This window comes from Bradyrhizobium sp. USDA 4501 (genome assembly GCF_054062115.1).
The window spans coordinates 6,127,788-6,144,860 of sequence record NZ_JBSSEX010000001.1; the positions used below are offsets into that span (position 1 = coordinate 6,127,788).

Annotated in this window: 10 protein-coding genes; 3 read left to right on the top strand and 7 right to left on the bottom strand. The window is 65.7% G+C overall.

Translation table 11 applies throughout. The annotated features are described in order from the left end of the window. Window positions 1-5 precede the first annotated feature (5 nt). The 7 genes from ACVWZM_RS28205 to ACVWZM_RS28235 all read right to left on the bottom strand — a co-directional run bounded on the left by ACVWZM_RS28205 (window position 6) and on the right by ACVWZM_RS28235 (window position 8,246). A complete protein-coding gene (locus ACVWZM_RS28205) occupies window positions 6-839 on the bottom strand; it encodes a phosphoenolpyruvate hydrolase family protein (RefSeq protein WP_229191102.1) in 834 nt (277 codons plus the stop codon). 3 nt (window positions 840-842) lie between these two features. After that, window positions 843-3,053 (bottom strand): Tm-1-like ATP-binding domain-containing protein, encoded by a 2,211-nt coding sequence (locus ACVWZM_RS28210; protein ID WP_456855386.1) that lies wholly within the window; start codon window positions 3,051-3,053, stop codon window positions 843-845. After that, the gene (locus tag ACVWZM_RS28215; RefSeq protein ID WP_016847809.1) at window positions 3,046-3,828 is read right to left on the bottom strand and encodes an ABC transporter ATP-binding protein; all 783 of its coding nucleotides are present in this window, start codon (window positions 3,826-3,828) and stop codon (window positions 3,046-3,048) included. Before ACVWZM_RS28215 ends, ACVWZM_RS28210 begins: the two co-directional genes overlap by 8 nt. Further along, window positions 3,821-4,906 carry a branched-chain amino acid ABC transporter permease gene (locus ACVWZM_RS28220; RefSeq protein ID WP_076826017.1) on the bottom strand — a complete coding sequence of 362 codons (1,086 nt, stop codon included), beginning with the start codon at window positions 4,904-4,906 and terminating at the stop codon, window positions 3,821-3,823. The genes ACVWZM_RS28215 and ACVWZM_RS28220 overlap by 8 nt, the downstream gene beginning before the upstream one ends. Window positions 4,907-4,909: 3 nt before the next feature. Beyond that, entirely contained in the window at window positions 4,910-5,920 is a 1,011-nt protein-coding gene (locus tag ACVWZM_RS28225) for a branched-chain amino acid ABC transporter permease (protein WP_076826018.1), read from the bottom strand. Window positions 5,921-6,040: 120 nt separating this feature from the next. After that, window positions 6,041-6,859 (bottom strand): helix-turn-helix transcriptional regulator, encoded by an 819-nt coding sequence (locus ACVWZM_RS28230; RefSeq protein WP_016847806.1) that lies wholly within the window; start codon window positions 6,857-6,859, stop codon window positions 6,041-6,043. A 136-nt stretch (window positions 6,860-6,995) separates the two neighbouring features. Next, entirely contained in the window at window positions 6,996-8,246 is a 1,251-nt protein-coding gene (locus ACVWZM_RS28235) for an ABC transporter substrate-binding protein (RefSeq protein ID WP_028333311.1), read from the bottom strand. Window positions 8,247-8,665: 419 nt separating this feature from the next. On the opposite strand from ACVWZM_RS28235, the gene ACVWZM_RS28240 reads away from it, so the two are divergent. From ACVWZM_RS28240 to ACVWZM_RS28250, 3 genes are all read left to right on the top strand, one after another. Then, entirely contained in the window at window positions 8,666-9,751 is a 1,086-nt protein-coding gene (locus ACVWZM_RS28240) for an IS4 family transposase (RefSeq protein ID WP_456851881.1), read from the top strand. 931 nt (window positions 9,752-10,682) lie between these two features. After that, window positions 10,683-12,707: an autotransporter assembly complex protein TamA gene (locus ACVWZM_RS28245; protein ID WP_229191098.1), complete on the top strand. Its 2,025-nt coding sequence runs from the start codon at window positions 10,683-10,685 to the stop codon at window positions 12,705-12,707. Then, a complete protein-coding gene (locus tag ACVWZM_RS28250) occupies window positions 12,707-17,056 on the top strand; it encodes a translocation/assembly module TamB domain-containing protein (protein ID WP_456855387.1) in 4,350 nt (1,449 codons plus the stop codon). The genes ACVWZM_RS28245 and ACVWZM_RS28250 overlap by 1 nt, the downstream gene beginning before the upstream one ends. Window positions 17,057-17,073: the final 17 nt, after the last annotated feature.

A 17,073-nucleotide genomic window follows, 5' to 3' on the forward strand; every position in this document is an offset into this window, starting at 1 on the left:
GGCGGCTAGCGCGCGCCGATCGCCTTGAATTTGCGAACCTGATCCGTCAGCGCTCGCTCGACCGGCAGGCGTTCCATCGAGGAGGCGCCGTAGAAGCCGTGGCAGTTGCGGGTCTGCTTCATGATGAAATCGGCATCGGCGGGGTCCGCGATCGGACCGCCATGCGCGAGCACGATGATGTTCGAATTGACGCTGAGCGCGGCCTCGGCCCAGGCCTCGATGCGGGCAGGGCAGTCGGCGAGCTTCGGCGCGGTCTGCGCGCCGATCGTGCCGCCGGTGGTCAGGCCCATGTGGCAGACGATGATGTCGGCGCCGGCGATCGCCATCGCGGCGGCCTCCTGCTCGCTGAAGACATAGGGCGTGGTCAGCATGTTCTTCTCATGCGCCTTCGCGATCATGTCGATCTCGAGCGCGTAGGACATTCCGGTCTCTTCGAGATTGGCGCGGAAGGTGCCGTCGATCAGGCCGACGGTCGGGAAGTTCTGCACGCCGGCAAAGCCGATCGCCTTGAGCTGGTCGAGGAAGAAATCCATATCGCGGAACGGATCGGTGCCATTGACGCCGGCGAGCACCGGCGTCCTGGTCACGACCGGCAGCACCTCGCCGGCCATCTCGACGACGATGGCGTTGGCATCGCCATAGGGCATCAGTCCGGCGAGCGAGCCGCGGCCGGCCATGCGGTAGCGGCCGGAATTGTAGATCACGATCAGGTCGACGCCGCCGGCCTCCTCGCATTTCGCCGACAGTCCCGTGCCGGCACCGCCGCCGACGATCGGCTCGCCGCGTGCGATCATGGCGTGAAACTTCTTCAGCAGCGCTGCGCGTTCAAACCTGGGCATGGGTCACCTCGCCACTCTCCGCCGCACACCGGCGCGTCCGAGCAAGGGGCGGAACGCGCTGACGATGGCGGCGGTGAACTCGGGATCGTTGATGTTGCGTTTGATGCGGATGATCTGCCGGTTGCCGGTCTGGCGCACGGTGCGCTCCAGCGCGCGGAACAACGCCGCGTCGGCCTCCGGGTCCCAGAACGGCTGGCCGGGTGCATCGAGCGCGGAGACGCCGCCTTCGGCCAGGAAGAAGCGCACCGGTCCGTCCATCTGGTTGAGCCGTTCGCCGATCCAGCGGCCCATGCGCTCGTTCTCTTCCGGCGTGGTCCGCATCAAGGTGACCTGCGGATTGTGGATGTGGAATTTGCGCTGCCGATAGCGCTCCGGGATCGTGTCGGGTGCGCCGAAGTTCACCATGTCGAGCGCGCCGACCGAGCCGACATAGGGCACGCGGCTGCGGATGATGGCGCCGAAGCGATCCTCGGTCGCCGGGAACACGCCGCCCATCAGGAGGTCGCAGACCTCGGTCGTGGTGAGGTCGATCACGCCGGCGAGTTGGCCGGACTCGACCAGCTTCTCCATCGAGCGGCCGCCGACGCCGGTGGCGTGGAAGACGAGGCACTCGAAATCCTCGCGCAGGTTGGCCGCGATCTTCTGCACGGCCGGGGTGGTGACGCCGAACATGGTGATGCCGATCGCCGGAAGGTTCGCGCCTGCGCTGCGCTGCTTGCCGGCCTGCTCATCGAGCCGCGCCTTAACCATGCCGACCAGCGCATGAGCGCCGTTGCCGAGCACCGTGCGCGAAATCGAGTTGAGACCCTGCACGTCGGTCACCGAATACATCATGGTGATGTCGGCGGGACCGACATAGGGACCGACGTCGCCGGACGCGACCGAGGAGATGATCAGCTTCGGTACGCCGACCGGCAGCGCGCGCATGCCGGGCGCGACCAGCGACGCGCCGCCGGAGCCGCCGGCGGAGATGATCCCGGCGATATTGCCCTGGCGACGCAGCCATCGCTCGAACGCCTCCGCCATCGCCGTCACCGAGGCGCCGCGATCGGCGCCGAACACGCCGGAGCCGCCGCGGCCGTGGTTCAGTGCGATCTCCTGCGCGGTGACATCGCAGCTCGCCGCTTTGCCGCTGGTCGAGACGTCGACCAGTCGCGTGCGCAGGCCGCTGCCGGCGATGATATCGCGGATGAAGCGCAGCTCGGCACCCTTGGTGTCGAGCGTGCCGACGATGAGGACGACCGGTGGCCCGGACGTTCGGGAGGTCGTCGGTTCGCGTCGCTGCCGGGTTGCCTCCTCGAGCCGAGTGACCCCGGTGGACTGCGTCCGTGCGGCGGCCTCGATGCGGGCGATCGGCACCGGCTGCGACCAGCGGGTCGGCAGCACGGGATTGGAGACGTAGATGCGGGTCGGCCCCTTGCGTTCCGGCTGCGGGGCACCGGCCGCTTCGGCCTTCGCCGGTGCTGGCTCGGCGTCGGTCTCGTCGGCGCCATGGGTGCCGACGCCGAGCAATCGCTGCTGCAGCTCGCGGTCGGTTGCAAGGCGGGCGGAATCGATGATCCGGTTGATCCGGCCATTGACCATGATGGCGACGTTGCGCGACACCGCCGTCGCCACACCGATGTTCTGCTCGATGACCAGCACGGAGATGTCGCCCTCATCGCCGAGCCGCAGCAGCATGTCCTCGACCTGGGCGACGATCACGGGCGCAAGACCTTCGGTCGGCTCGTCCATGATCAAGAGATGCGGATTGGTCAGCAGCGCACGCGCGATCGCGAGCATCTGCTGCTCGCCGCCGGACAGCTGGTTGCCGCCGTTGGTCTTGCGCTCGGCGAGGCGCGGGAAGGTGTCGTAGATTCGCTCGATGGTCCAGGCGCCGCGCCGCAGGCCGCCGGCAAGCGCAAGGTGCTCGTCGACGGTCAGCGACCGCCACAGGCGGCGGCCCTGCGGCACATAACCGACGCCGAGCCGGGCGATCCGTGCCGGATTGAGCCGCGTGACCTCTTCGCCGCGAATCCGGATCGAACCGGCGCTGGCACGCACGAGGCCCATGATCGCCTTGCACAGCGTGGTCTTGCCCATGCCGTTGCGGCCGACTACCGAGAACACGCCGGACTCGAGCGTGAGATCGACGCCCTGCAGCGCATGCGAATGGCCGTAATAGACGTCGAGGCCCTTCACCTCGAGCGCGGGCATTGCGCGGCGGTCATTCATGGCCGCCTCCGAGATAAAGCTCCTGCACCTCGGGATCGGATTCGATCTCGCGCGGCAGGCCTTCCTTGAAGATGCGGCCGTTGTGCATCATCGTCACGCTCTCGACGACGCGCAGTGCGACGTCCATGTCGTGCTCGATGATGATGTAGCCGATATGCGCCGGCAACGAAGTCAGGATCTCGATCAGCTCGCGCCGCTCGGTCGGCGACAGCCCCGCCGCCGGCTCGTCGAACAGGATGAAGCGCGGCGCGCCGGCCAGCGCCAGCGCGATCTCGAGCTGCCGCTGCTGGCCATGTGCGAGCTCGGCGACGCGCTGGTCCTTCACGCCGCTGAGGTGAACCGCCTGGACCAGCGTTTCGGTCGCGTGCATCAGCGCATCGTTCTGCCCCGGGCGCAGGAACGAGAACCGGCCACGCGAGACGCCACGGCAGGCGAGGTAGACGTTGTCCTGCACCGTGAGGCCGGGGAACAGCGCCGAGATCTGGTAGGTACGGCGTAAGCCCCGGCGGATCCGCTCATAGGGCGGGAACTGGGTGATGTCCTCGCCGAAGAAGCGGATCGTGCCGGAGGAGGGCGGGAAGTCACCGGTGATGCAGTTGAACAGCGTGGTCTTGCCGGCGCCGTTCGAGCCGAGCACCGCGCGCCTTTCGCCCGGCCGCACAGTGATGGTGACGTCGGTCAGCGCCGCCAGCGCGCCGAACAGCCTCGTCACGCCGCGCAGTTCCAGCGCCGCGCCGGCGCCGACCACGGACAGCCGCTGCGCGACGCTATCCATGACGGCCTCCGCCTGAACGTTGCGTCGAGGATGCATTGCGCTGCCGCCAGCGTTCCCACAGGCCGATCACGCCATCCGACGACCAGAACACGATGGCGAGGAAGCCGAGCCCGATCAGCAGCCGGAAGCGGTTGCCGTCGAGCCCGAACTTGATCAGCACGTCGAGCGCGAAGGTCCGCAGCAGCACGAAGATCAGCGCGCCGATGAAGGGTCCGATCGGCCGCGTGATGCCGCCGACCACGGCGATGATCAGGACGTCGATGCAGGCTCCGACGCTGACCGAGCCGGGCGAGATCTGCCGGTAGTTCCAGACCTGCAGCACGCCGCCGAGCGCGGCGATGAAGGCGGCGAAGGCGTAGGCCGCGATGCGGTGCGCATTGGGGTTGAAGCCGAGCGCCGCCATGCGGCGGGAATTGTCGCGGACGCCCTGCAGCGCGAGGCCGAACGGCGCGCGCGAGACATACTGGACGGCGAAGTAGCAGATCGCGGCGACGCCGAGCGTGACATAGTAGAAGGCGATATCGGCGCGCCAGTCGACGCCCCAGAAATGCGGCGTCGCGACGGTGTTGATGCCGGTGTGGCCGTTGAAGATCGCCCAATTCTGGTTGGTGAAGTAGTAGAACGCCGCGCCGATCGCGAGCGTGATCATGATGGTGTAGATGCCCTCGGTGCGCACCGCGAGCGCGCCGCCGAGCGTGCCGAACAGCGTCGCCAGCGCCAGCGCCATCGGGGTTGCCAGCCACCACGGCCAGCCGAGGCTGATATTGGCGTTGCCGCTGATGCCGAAGACCGCGACCATGTAGCCGGCGAAGCCCGCGATGGTGAGCTGCATCAGGCTGACCATGCCGCCATAGCCGGCGAGGAACATCAGGCTGAGCGCGATGATGCCGAGGATCAGCGTGGTGGCGAAGATCTCGATCAGAAAGAAGCCGTTGGCGATCAGCGGCATGATCACGAGGATCAACGCGACCAGCCAGGCCGCCGGGTTCTGGAATTCCGGCCAGGCACGGATGAAGGCGCGGCGGGTCGCGTTGGCGGACGGGTCGGGGCGGAACTGGGTGCTCTGCAGCAGCGACATCTGTCATCGCCTCGCGAGCAGGCCCTGCGGCCGCAGCGCCAGCACCAGCACCATGATCAGGAAGGTGACGACGATGGCGTAGGTCGGGATGTAGACCGAGCCGAGCTGCTCGGCGAGGCCGATGATGACGGCGCCGAGCGCCGCTCCCGGGATCGAGCCCATGCCGCCGACGATCACGACGACGAGCGAGGCGAGCAGGAACCGCGTATCTTCGCCCGGCGACAGCGACTGGAAGGTGCCGCCGACCACGCCGGCGATGCCGGCAAGGCCCGCGCCAAGCGCGAACACCAGCACGAACACCAGCTGGATTCGCACGCCGGTGGCGGCCAGGATGTCGCGGTCGTCGACGCCGGCACGCACGATCATGCCGATCCGCGTACGGTTGAGCGCCAGCCACATCGCGATTCCGATCACGACGGACGCAGCGAAGATCACCAGCCGCACCAACGGGTATTGCAGATAGACCGGTTCGCCCGATGATTTGATCGCGGTCAGCAGCGGCAGCTGGATCGGGCCGATCAACCAGCTCGGGGTCTGGATCTGGTAGAAATCGCCGCCGAACACCCAGAGCATCAGATCGGCGAACACGATCGACAGCCCGATCGTCACCATCGTCTGCCTGAGGTCCTGACCCTCCATGCGTCGGAATACGACGAGCTGCAGGATCACGCCGACCAGCGCCACCACGATGAAGGCGATGATGAAGCTGAGGAGCCACGACCCGGTCCAGCTGCTGATCGCGTAGCCGACATAGCCGCCGAACAGATAGAGCGAGCCGTGCGCGAGGTTGACGTTGCGCATCAGGCCGAAGATCAGCGTGAAGCCGCTGGCCACCAGGAAGTAGAGCCCGCCGAGCGTGATGCCGTTCAGCACCGCGTTGAGGAACACGCGCTTGCGGCCGATCGCGGCCTCCAGCCCCGGCGGCCAGATCGCGAACACCAGCCACGCTAGCACCGCGACCGCGATGATCACGATCAGCGCCCAGGCCGGATGGCGTTCGATGAACCTGGCCATCTCCGTCGCGTTCCCTCACTGGTCGCGACCGTCTGCCGGGCCGCGTGTCCAGTATCCTACCGAGGGCGTAGGCTCAGGATTTGATCGACAGTATCTTTTATCGTGCGCTCCGGAACTCCTTCACGGCCGCAACACCTTGGCGGCGCGGCGATAGTCGGTCGGGGCCATGCCGACATTGGCGGCGAAGAAGCGGGTGAAGCCGCTCTGCGAGGAGAAGCCGAGGTCGAAGCCGATATCGGCGATCGGCGTCTCGGTCGCCACCAGCGCATCGAGCGCCTGCTCCATGATCAGCGTGTTCATGTAGAGGTGAGGGGTGACGCCGGTCTGGGTGCGGAACAGCCGGTAGAAATGCGGCCGCGACAGCCCGGCCTCGCGCGCGATCGCATCGAGCTCGATCTCGGCGCCGGGGCTTTCCGACATCAGCTTGATCGATTTGCGCACCCTGAAATCGGTCACCGCGGCCGCCGCGCGCGCATCCTGCGCGGCCTGCCAGCTCTCCTCGTAGCAGGAGTCGATCAGCTGCCGGAGTTCGCAATCGAGGCTGCGCAGCGACGGCGCGCCGCACACTAGTGCTGCGGTGCGGCGGATCAGCCGGTCGAGCGCTTCGGTGCGCGGAAAGAAGGTGCGGCCGAACCGCAGGCCCTGTGCCGTCGCGGGCTGCGGCGCGAACCATTCGGCGTTGACATAAAGCACGAAGAAGATCGCGCCGTGGTCCATGTCGGTCGGCAGAAAGTTGTGCGGTTCCCACGGGTTGACCGCGACGACGGTGTCGTCCTTGAGCAGCAGCCGCTGCTCCGAGACGTCGATCTGCGCCGGCGTTCCGCCGACATGAAAGATCAGATGCCCCTCGCGGTGCGCATGCACGTTGAAGGGACGGTTCAACTGATAGACCGTCGCGCGACCGAACCGGCCGTGGAAGACGGCAAGCGCCCTGCTCATGCCTCCCCTCCCGCGGGATGTTCTTGTCTTTTCGACAAGCGTTCATCATCCGCCCGCGGAAAGCAAGGGCGAGCAGGGCACATCATGCAACCGCGCGCCTCGTCATGGCCGCAGTGCCTGCACTGCAACAAATACGTCAGTACTTCTTGCACTCCGGGACCGTGCGGCTCGGCAGGCCGATCTTGGCGAACACCGCCGGATCGTAGCCCAGCGTCTGGTTGACGTTCGGGATCACCTTGACGACCTTGCTGAACAGTGCGCCCTTGCCGTCATCGACCACCTCGGTGACGAAATTGGTGCCGATCGCCTGGCGGTTGGAGTCGAGCTTGATCTTGCCGTTCGGCGCGTCGATCTCGATCTTCGCCAGCGCGTCCTTGAGCTTGGCCTGGTTGTTGGAGAGATCGCCATTGACCTGGCGCAGCGCCAGGATCAGCGCCATCGTCGAGCCGTAATAGTTGGTCGCGAGCAGCGACGGGCTTGGGAAGCGTTTGGCCGGCGGGAAGGCATCCTGATAGGCCTTGACGAATTTCTGCCAGCCCGGATCCTCCCAGGTATCGGCCTGGCCGCTGGCGGCGATGGTGCCGATCAGAGCGTTCTTGGCGTTGCCCTTCGACGACAGGATGGTCTGGTCGATCATGATCGAGCCGCCCATCAGATGCGCCTTGCCGCCGGCCTGCTGATACTGGTTGAGGAAGTTGACGGCATCGGCGCCGCCGAGGCCGAGATAGATCGCGTCGACGTCGTCAGGCAGCGCGGCGATCACGGAGGCAAAGTCCTTGGTGCCGAGCGGCACCCATTGTCGGTTGGTGACCTGGCCGCCGGCGCCGCAGAACTCGAGCACCAGGCCAAATACCTGGGTGTAGATGAAGGAGTAGTCCTCGCCGACGGTCGCGATCTTGCGATAGCCCTTGGTCTCATAGGCGTATTTGCCGAGGCCGACCTGCCACTGCGCGCCGTCCATGTTGTAGCGGAAGAAGTTCGGCGCCGGATCGACATAGGTCGTTTCCTGCGCGCCGGAGGCGGCGTTGACGAAGGTCAGCTCCGGATGGGTCTTGGCGAAGTTCTTGACCGCGATGCCTTCGTCGCCGGACAGCGGCGACAGCAGGATTTGCACCTTGTCCTGCTCGATCAGCTTGCGCACCGCGCGCACCGCGGAGTCGGGCGTCGCGTCGGTCGAGGCGACGACGAATTCGAGCTCCTTGTCGCCGATCTTCTTGCCGAGCACGTTGAGCGCCGTCTGGAAGCCGCGCATGCCGTCCTCGCCGAGCACCGTGTAGGTGCCCTCGAGCGTCGCGGTGACGCCGACCTTGATCTTCTCCTGAGCGAACGCCGTGCCCGAAAGCAACAGGCTGCTCAACGCAATCAGTCCCAAACTGCCTTTCAACATCGCGCTCCTCCCTCTGCGTTGTCGCCGGCGTCCACTTGGCGTGCGAAGGCTGATGGGCGTCCGGTTGTTGCCGGCAAAGCTAGCCGAAGGCGGGCGCGGCGCGGATGTCGTCGGCGCCAATTGGCTTAACGGGCAGTCTCATTTTGATTGTTGCGCCGCAGCGCGGCTCGCGGTGCAATGCCGCGGAGCTTGTTCGGTGTCATCAGCGGGCAAGCTGGTGACCAGTATTCCAGAACGGTCCTGCTTGAGCCGCGAGGTCACGGCGCACTGGATGCCCGCATGTGCGGGCATGACACAGAGAGAATGCCGTCCATGGCTCTCTCCGCACGTCGTCCCGGCTTTCGCCCATAGGCGCTAAAATAGGATTTGCGCCTTGGATTCGTTTGTGATTCCAAGATGGAATGGCACACGAATCGCTTGTGAACAAAGATTGGGCGCGCGTTGTCGCCCGACTTGGCGGAGCCGAGGCTCTGAACATTAGCGCGCGCAAGACGAAGGCGTTTGTCCGTCCGCGGGAGATCAGCAATGCGGTCGACTTGCTGCGCCTGATCTTGGCTTATTGCCTTGGTGAGAAAGGGCTGCGGTTGACGGCGGCATGGGCCACGTCGGTTGGGCTTGTCGATATCTCCAACGTGGCTCTGTTGTATCGCTTACGTCAGTGCGGAGATTGGCTGGCAATCTTGGTCGAGCAGGCGCTTGCCGACGCGGCGCCGAAGGCGAGCCGCGGTCGTCTGATCCGTATTGTTGACGCCACGACGGTCCCCAAGGCTGGGACGAGCGGCAGGAACAAGAACGCAGTGTGGCGTATCCATAGCGCGTTCGATCTTCCGCAGGAGCGCTTTGGTCACTTCGAGCTGACCGATCAGCGAGCGGGCGAGACGCTGGATCGGATACCGGCGGTTGCCGGTGAGATCCGTCTTGCCGATCGCGCCTATCTGCAACCGGAGCGCATGGCGCATCTCGTCGATGCCGATGCAGACTTCGTGATCCGGGCCGGCTGGAAGAGCGCGCGCTGGCTCGATGCCGAAGGTAATCTTGTTGACCTCACTGCCGAACTGCGCAACGCCTCGGCGCGTGGCCTGATCGATCGGCCGATTTGGATAAAGCGCAAGTCAGGTGCGCCGCCGCTCGCAGTGCGTCTGGTTGCCGCGAAGAAGCCGGCGCAAGCTGCTGCGGCTGCGCGACGCAAGGCGCGCCGGACTGCACAAAAGGGAGGTCATCAGCTCTCCAGGCAAACACTTGACGCCGCAGATTGGGTGATCCTGGTGACCTCACTCAGGCCAGAGGACTTCACGACTGCAGATATCCTCGCCCTCTATCGGCTGCGATGGCGCATTGAGCTCGGCTTCAAGCGGCTGAAAAGCCTGATTGGCCTGAAGGGACCTCCCGGAACCGACGAGCGGTCCGCCAGACCCCATATCCTCGCTCATCTGCTGATCATTCTATTGCTCGAGCCGCTCGTCGACGAACTCGAAGACTCTCCCCGCTTGCCCGACGCCGCCTGACCCACCCAGTGACGTGGCGTCTGCTGCGCCAGCTCGTCGCTTCGCTACGGCAAGCGATCATTCCACAGCCCGCAATCGCTCTACTCTGCAGAGCCAGTCACGCTCTCCGGCGACATCTACGCGAGCCACCCAGACATAAGCGCCACTATCAGACTATGATCAAACTATCTTAGCGCCTATGGGCTTTCGCCGGGACCCATACGCCGCGGCGGGTGTCGTGAACGGGACTCGTCGTTCCACATCGTTCAACAATCACGCTCGGTGGTTATGGGTCCCGGCCTTCGCCGGGACGACACCGAATGTATTGCGCTGCCGGTGAGTCATACTTCCGCGCTCTCGCGACATGATCTGTCCGAGCTTTGCATTTCGTTTCGCCACTCCGGAAACAGAGGGCGCAGGGAAAGCCGGGTGCCGATCGCACCCATGGGTCCCGCGTAATAAAAAACGCGGGAGGTAAGACCACGGCCGCGGGGGCGTGCGCCGTCGGGCAAAGCAGTGGCAGGGTCCGGATTGGTTAATGCGCCCACGCAACGCGTTGCCCGATGACGGGCTCTGCGTTGATCGGCCACGGCAGCAGACTGCCGGCCCGACCTGAACCTGTCCCTCTGCATTTGCGGATTGGATCGGCCGAGCTTGCACTCTGCTTTTAACTGGCGACGGTTCCGGCATCAGCGCCATGGAATCGTGATGACGCGTGTAGCGGATTGTCCGCAAGATGCGGTTGCCGGAACCGATGGTGGCGCGCATCGGAGAGTCGATAACTTCGACGAACGTCGAAGTTCCCCTACGTTTGCCCAACATTGTCCATCATGAGTCTATCAACTTCGCGTGTGGTGCCTGTTGAATGCGGAGACAGGGGATCGCCGGAACCCGAGGTGCACAGACTCGGGTCGCGTCAACAGGCAGGCGGAGCGGAACAATCAAGCAAATCGTGGTGCGACGATGCCTGCCGCCTTTGCCGGGGCGGGCAAGGCGAAGGTATTTCATCGCTGCAGCGCGGCGCGTTCTGCGTTCGGCGTGCGTCGCTGTCGTCGGTTGCTCGCTGTGCGAGCAGGCTCACGCGCTCGACTTCTTTGGCCTGTTCGGTTCCGACGATCCGCCGCCGGTCAGCGCCACGACGCTGTCCTATCGGCTGGAGATCGAAGCCAAGACGCCGGAGGGCAAGAACGATAGCGACGCCGAACAGGCATTGCGCGATGCCGCCGGCACCTATCGCCTTCGACAGGAACCGCCGCCGGACGGGGAAGGTCTCGCGCGCCGGCTGCAGGCGGATATCAATCCGCTGCTCGATGCCCTTTGGGGGCTTGGCCGCTACAACGCCCAGATCGATGTGACGATAGATGGAGTTCCAATCTCCCTCGACGAGATCGGGCTTGCCGCGGCCGCGCGCCGGGCCGACAGCTTTCGCAATCGGACCGTTGTGCCCGTCAAGGTCATCGCGCGACTTGGTCCGTTGTTCAAGCTGCGTGCCGTTGATGTAGACTATCCGCGCGACCAAGCGCCGCAGGGATTGCCGCGCCGCGCGTTTGCGCTGAAGTCCGGCGATCCCGCGATCTCTGCCGACCTGCGCGCCGCGCAGGTGAAGCTCGTCGACTGGTTCCGCAGCAACGGACATCCGCTCGCGAAGGTCGCCGACGTCAAGGCCACCGTCGATCATGGCACCGCCGCGATGGACCTTCGGCTGCGGGTCGAAGCGGGCCCCAAGGCCGGCATCGGCGCCGTGACGATCTCGGGCGGAGACGTCGATCCGAGAGTAGTGGCCACGCACGTCTACCTGAGGGAAGGCGAGCCTTATTCGCCAGAGCGGCTCGCCTTGGCGAAAACCTCGATCGCAAAGATCCCGGCCATCGGGGGAATTCGCGTCCGCGAGGCGGACCAGCTCGATGAGAATGGCAATCTGCCGGTCTTCATCGATTTGACGGAAAGGCCAAGGCATGCGGTGGGCCTCTCGGCGAAATATTCCACCGTCGATGGTCCCGGCATTGCTGGCTACTACGAGGATCGGAACATATTCGGCGGCGGCGAGCGCCTGAGGCTCGAAGCGTCCGCCTCGCTTTTGCAACGGATCGACGGCACGTCCTTCACCGGCTTCAATAGTCTGAGCGGCTCGGATTTCGGCGCACGCTTTACCGGCACCTTCATCAAGCCGGGCTTGTTCGGTACGGCCAACGATCTACTGATCGAGGCCACTGCGTTCCGCGAGCGTGTCGGCAACAACGACCTCGGCGGTTACACTGACGACACGGTGCGCGGCACATTCGGCGTGATCCATCGCTTTTCGGAGGCGGCTTCGCTGCAGGCCGGTCTCCAGGTCGAGCAATCGAAATCGCAGGACGTGCTGGGGCGGGTCGATGCGACATTGATCGGCTTCACGGCGACCGGCCGCTACGACACGACAGACAATCCGCTCGACCCCACGCGCGGTGTGCGCCTCTCGGCGACCGTCAATGCCTATCCGAAGCTGATGGGTTCCACGATCGATCTGTTCGAAGCGCGGGTTGCGGGCTCGGCCTATTATGCGCTCGACGAGCAGGCCGACTACGTGCTGGCGGGTCGGTTGGCCGCAGGCTCGCTTGCGGGCGCGCCGCTCGACCAGATTCCGGACGCACATCGCTTCTTCGCTGGCGGCGGCGGATCCGTACGCGGTTACGGCTTCAACACCATTTCGCCGATGATGTTCGGTCAAATCACCGGTGGTCGCAGCCTGATCGAGGGCTCCGCCGAGGTGCGGGTCAAGATCACTCCCACCATCGGCCTCGTGCCATTCTTCGACTTTGGCACCGCCTCCCGATCGTCCCTGCCAGGCTTCGACGACTATGTGGGCTACGGCGCGGGACTTGGGTTGCGCTATCTCACGCCGGTCGGCCCGATCCGCCTTGACGTTGCGACACCGCTGAACCCTCGCCCCGGCGACAGCCGTTACGCGATCTATGTCAGCATTGGGCAAGCCTTCTGATGCGCATCCGACGGCTGTTCATTATCGGTTCCGCCGTCGCGGCCTTGGGTCTCATCGCTGCCGCGGTGCTTGGTGTCGTTGTCTACGGAATGGTGGGCGGGAGCGGCGAGAACCAGCAGGATGTGCTGGCCAGTCTCGTCTCGCGGACGCTCTCGACGCCGGCGACCCAGGTCCATGTCGGCGCCGTCGATGGTGTGCTGTCCTCGGATGCAACGGTCCGCGACGTTAGCATCACCGACAAGGACGGTGTCTGGCTGACGCTCGACAAGGCGCGCCTCGTCTGGCGACGCAGCGCATTGTTGCTGGGGCGGCTGGAAATCGACCGTCTCGAGATCGGCACACTTGAGATCAGGCGAAAGCCGCTTCCGTCCGACCAGCCTGCCGCCGAGTCCGATCAGCCGATGCTGCCTGACCTTCCGGTGAAGGTGCAGGTGAAGGCTTTCGACCTGCGGGCCCTGACGCTGGGACAGTCGATTCTGGGTGAAGCTTTGAGTGTCGCGGCGACCGGCAATACCGAGTTCGGCTCGCCCTCGGAAGGGCTCGTCTTCAACCTCGATGCCACCCGCAAGGATTTTCCGGGCCACTTCAAGGCTGCTCTCGCCTACGTTCCGCAGGGAAATGCGCTTACCCTCGACGTCACGCTCGACGAGCCAGCCCACGGACTCATGTCGAAGCTCGGCCATCTGCCGGGCGAGCCGCCCGTCACATTCGCACTGGGAGGCAAGGGCACGCTCGACAGCTTTCGCGGTGCCCTGAAGTTGCAGGCCGGCCCCACGATCGATGCGACCGGCACGATTGCGCTTGACCGAAACGGCGCGGCCCGAGTGCTCGCAACGCGCCTTGCCAGTCACCTCGAACCATTGTTGCCGGCGATCGCCGCGCCGGTCTTCGCGGGCGAAACCCATCTCGACAGTACGACGCATTTTGGTGACGACGGCAGCGTCGCCCTGGGCGGGCTGACGCTGACGAGCCGTCTCGCACGGCTCGACGCGAAAGGTCTGCTCCGAGCCGACAAGGTCGTGGATTTTGCGGCTTCGATCCGCGCCTTGCCAAGCAACGGCGACGTGACCGAGACTGACCAAGGCTCGATCCGCAGCCTCGTCTTCGACAGCCGCGTCAACGGCCCAATCAAGGCTCCTACAGCATCGGTCAAGCTCGCGCTGTCGGGTGTTCATCTGCCGGACGGAGACGTCGAGACGCTTGATGCTTCGATCACGGCCGTTCCTCGTGCCGAGGCCAGCGATCCCGCAACGCGTATCATCCTTGACGCGAACCTGCGCGCTTCCGGCATCGCGCCACGCGACGCGAGTTTGGCGGCCGCGATCGGCAACACCGCGTCGCTCGTGCTCCATGGCGATACGGACCTGGGCGGCCGCGCCAGGATCGAGCGTCTCGGGATCGGCACATCAACGGTTCAGGCCACCTATACAGGCGATGTCAGCGCCGATCGCCTGAATGGCCGGGCAACCGGAACCGTGCCCGACCTCGGCGCCTTTGCCGACCTTGCCGGGTTGAAGCTCAAGGGTTCGGTGGCGTTCGGCCTCGATCTCGACACGGATTTACAGCGTGGCAGCTTCGATATCAGAATGTCAGGTGCCGGCGAGAAGCTTGCGACGGGACTTGCGGCGCTCGATGGGCTCGCGGGGGCGCGGCTCGCACTGGCAGCCGACATCTCTGCTGACGGCCGCGACACTTACACGGTCCGCGACGCGTCGATCGATGGTGCCCATGTTGCGGTTCGCGCCAAAGGAACAGTGACGCGCGACTCGAGCGACCTGTCGGCGCGTGTGGACCTGCCGGATCTCTCGGCGGCCGATGCTCGCCTCACCGGTGCGGGAGCTCTCGACGTCGGCCTGACCGGCGGGCTCGCACATCCCGGGGTTTCGTTCGTGGCCTCGGTGGATCGCGCCACCGCGATGCGGCGTCCGATTCCGCATCTCGGGCTCGCCGCGACGGTCAACGACATCAACGGAGTCTGTGCTGTCGAGGCCAAGCTCGACGGCTCCGTCGACGGCAAGCCAGCGCGCGGGATTGTTCAGCTGAGTCGTCGATCGTCGGAGCCCGACGATCGCGCAGCTCCCGCCGCTGCCGGTTGGCATGCAAAGACCATCGACATCGCGATCGGATCGGTATCCCTGAAGGGGGCAGCAACGATCGACGCCCAGAGATTCGCCAGCGGGCAGATTCGCTTCGCAGCCGGGGCGCTCGCCGATCTCTCGCCGCTTGCCCTTACAGAGCTCGCCGGTTCGGCCTCACTCGACCTTGCCGCTTCGGCCGATGGCGGCCAACAGTCGATCCGGCTTGCCGGCAAGGGCGCGGGAATCCGTGCCGCGGGTGCGGCCGTCCGCAGTTTCGATCTGCGCGCCGATGGCGCCGATCTCTACAGCCATCCGGTGCTCAATGCTGATGCGCAGGTCAATGGTGCCGAGTTCGGCGGTCAGACAGTCTCAAACGTCACGCTGGCGGCCGCGGGCAATGCCGATGCGAGCACGATCGGCCTGTCCGCCAAGGCTGCCGGATTCGATCTCGATGCCGCGGGTGCACTGACCACCAGGGAGCGGGTGCGGTTCGATCTCAACCGCTTCACCGCGCGCCGTGGCGCCAAAGCGATTGCGCTGCAGGGCCCCGCGGGCTTCACGCTCGACGATGGCTCGGTGTTGATCGAGCATCTGGCGCTCGGGATTGGACGTGGCCGCTTCACGATGGACGGCAAAGCCGGTCAGGTGCTCGACCTTAAGGCCATGGCCAGCGCGATCCCGCTCGGCGAGGCCGATGTCGCGATACCCGGTCTGGGCCTGAGCGGGACCCTCGACGCGTCAGCGGCCATTGCGGGCTCCATGAGCGCGCCGACCGGCCAGTACAAGGTCGCGGTCAAGCAGCTCACCGCGCCGCAGACCAGAAGCGCCGGCCTGCCGCCGATCGACGTTGCCGCGGACGGACGGCTCGATGGCAGCCGCGCGAGCCTGAACACCACAATTGCCGCGGGAAGAGCCGGCGCGATCACGGCGTCGGGCACGGTGCCGTTCGACGCCACGGGTCCGATCGCGCTGACCGCGAAGGGCCGCCTCGATGCCGCCGTCGCCAATGCCGCGCTTTCCGCCTCCGGCCGTACCGTGTCCGGCAGCGTTACGCTCGATGCCCGTGTCGGCGGCACGCGTACCAGGCCACAGATCGGCGGTGTCGCCACCATGAGCGGAGGTACCTTCCGTGACAGCATGCTCGGTACGCGCCTTGATGCCGTCGAGGCGAAAATCACCGCCGAAGGAGAGCGCATCGTCGTGGAGCGCCTGACCGCGGTGACGCCCAACGGCGGTACGTTGTCCGGCTCCGGTGAGGTAAGGGTCGCCCCGGATGCAGGTTTTCCAGGCACGATCTCGATTCGCGGTCAGCAGGCGACGCTTGCTTCCAGCGCGCTGGCGACCGCGCAGGCCAATCTCGCTATCGACGTCACAGGCGCCTTGGCGCGCGATCCGCGGATCGTCGGTCGCGTCGACTTGACTCGCGTCAACGTCGATATTCCGGATCGCCTGCCGTCGACGCTGAAGCCGATCGACGGCATCAACCATGTGAACGCCTCGGGGCAGGCCGCTGCACGGCTCGCAGCTGCGCGCAAGGCCGAGACGCCGAAAGGCAACAAGAAGCGTCCGGCGCTCTTCAACGCCGCGCTCGACGTGACAGTTTCGGCGCCGAACCACGTCTTCATCCATGGCCGCGGGGTAACCGCAGAACTCGGCGGCTCCGTTCATGTCGGCGGCACGAGCAACGCGCCGGTTCCGAAGGGGGCTTTCTCGCTCTATCAGGGCAAGCTGGTGGTGCTCGGAAAGACGCTGACGTTCACCAAGGGCAATCTCTCCTTCAATGGCGATCTCGCGCCCGAGCTCGATTTCGCGGCAGAGATACAGGCCTCTGACATCACCGCGCAGGTCGGAATCTCGGGCCCGGCGGCCGCGCCGGTCTTCGCCTTCCATTCGCAGCCCGAGTTGCCGCAGGACGAGATCCTGTCGCGCATTCTCTTTCAGAAGGGTTCGGGCAGCCTGACGACCTCGCAGGCCGTGCAGCTCGCCGGGGCCGCCGCTCAGTTCGCAAGCGGTGGCGAGGGAACGGTGGACCGCATGCGCCGCTCGCTCGGGGTCGACAATCTGGACGTCGGCGCCGGAGCGGGCGGTCCGATGGTTGGCGCCTCGCGCGCGATCGGCGACAGGCTGAGCGTGGGCGTGCGGACGGGCGCGAGCGCCAGCCAGTCAGGAGTGTCGGCCAATGTCGACGTGACGCGCCATATCCGCGTCGAGTCGGATGTCGATGCGAAGGGCTCGACATCCGTCGGAGTCGGCACGCGATTCGAATGGTAAGGGCGACCGAGATCGCG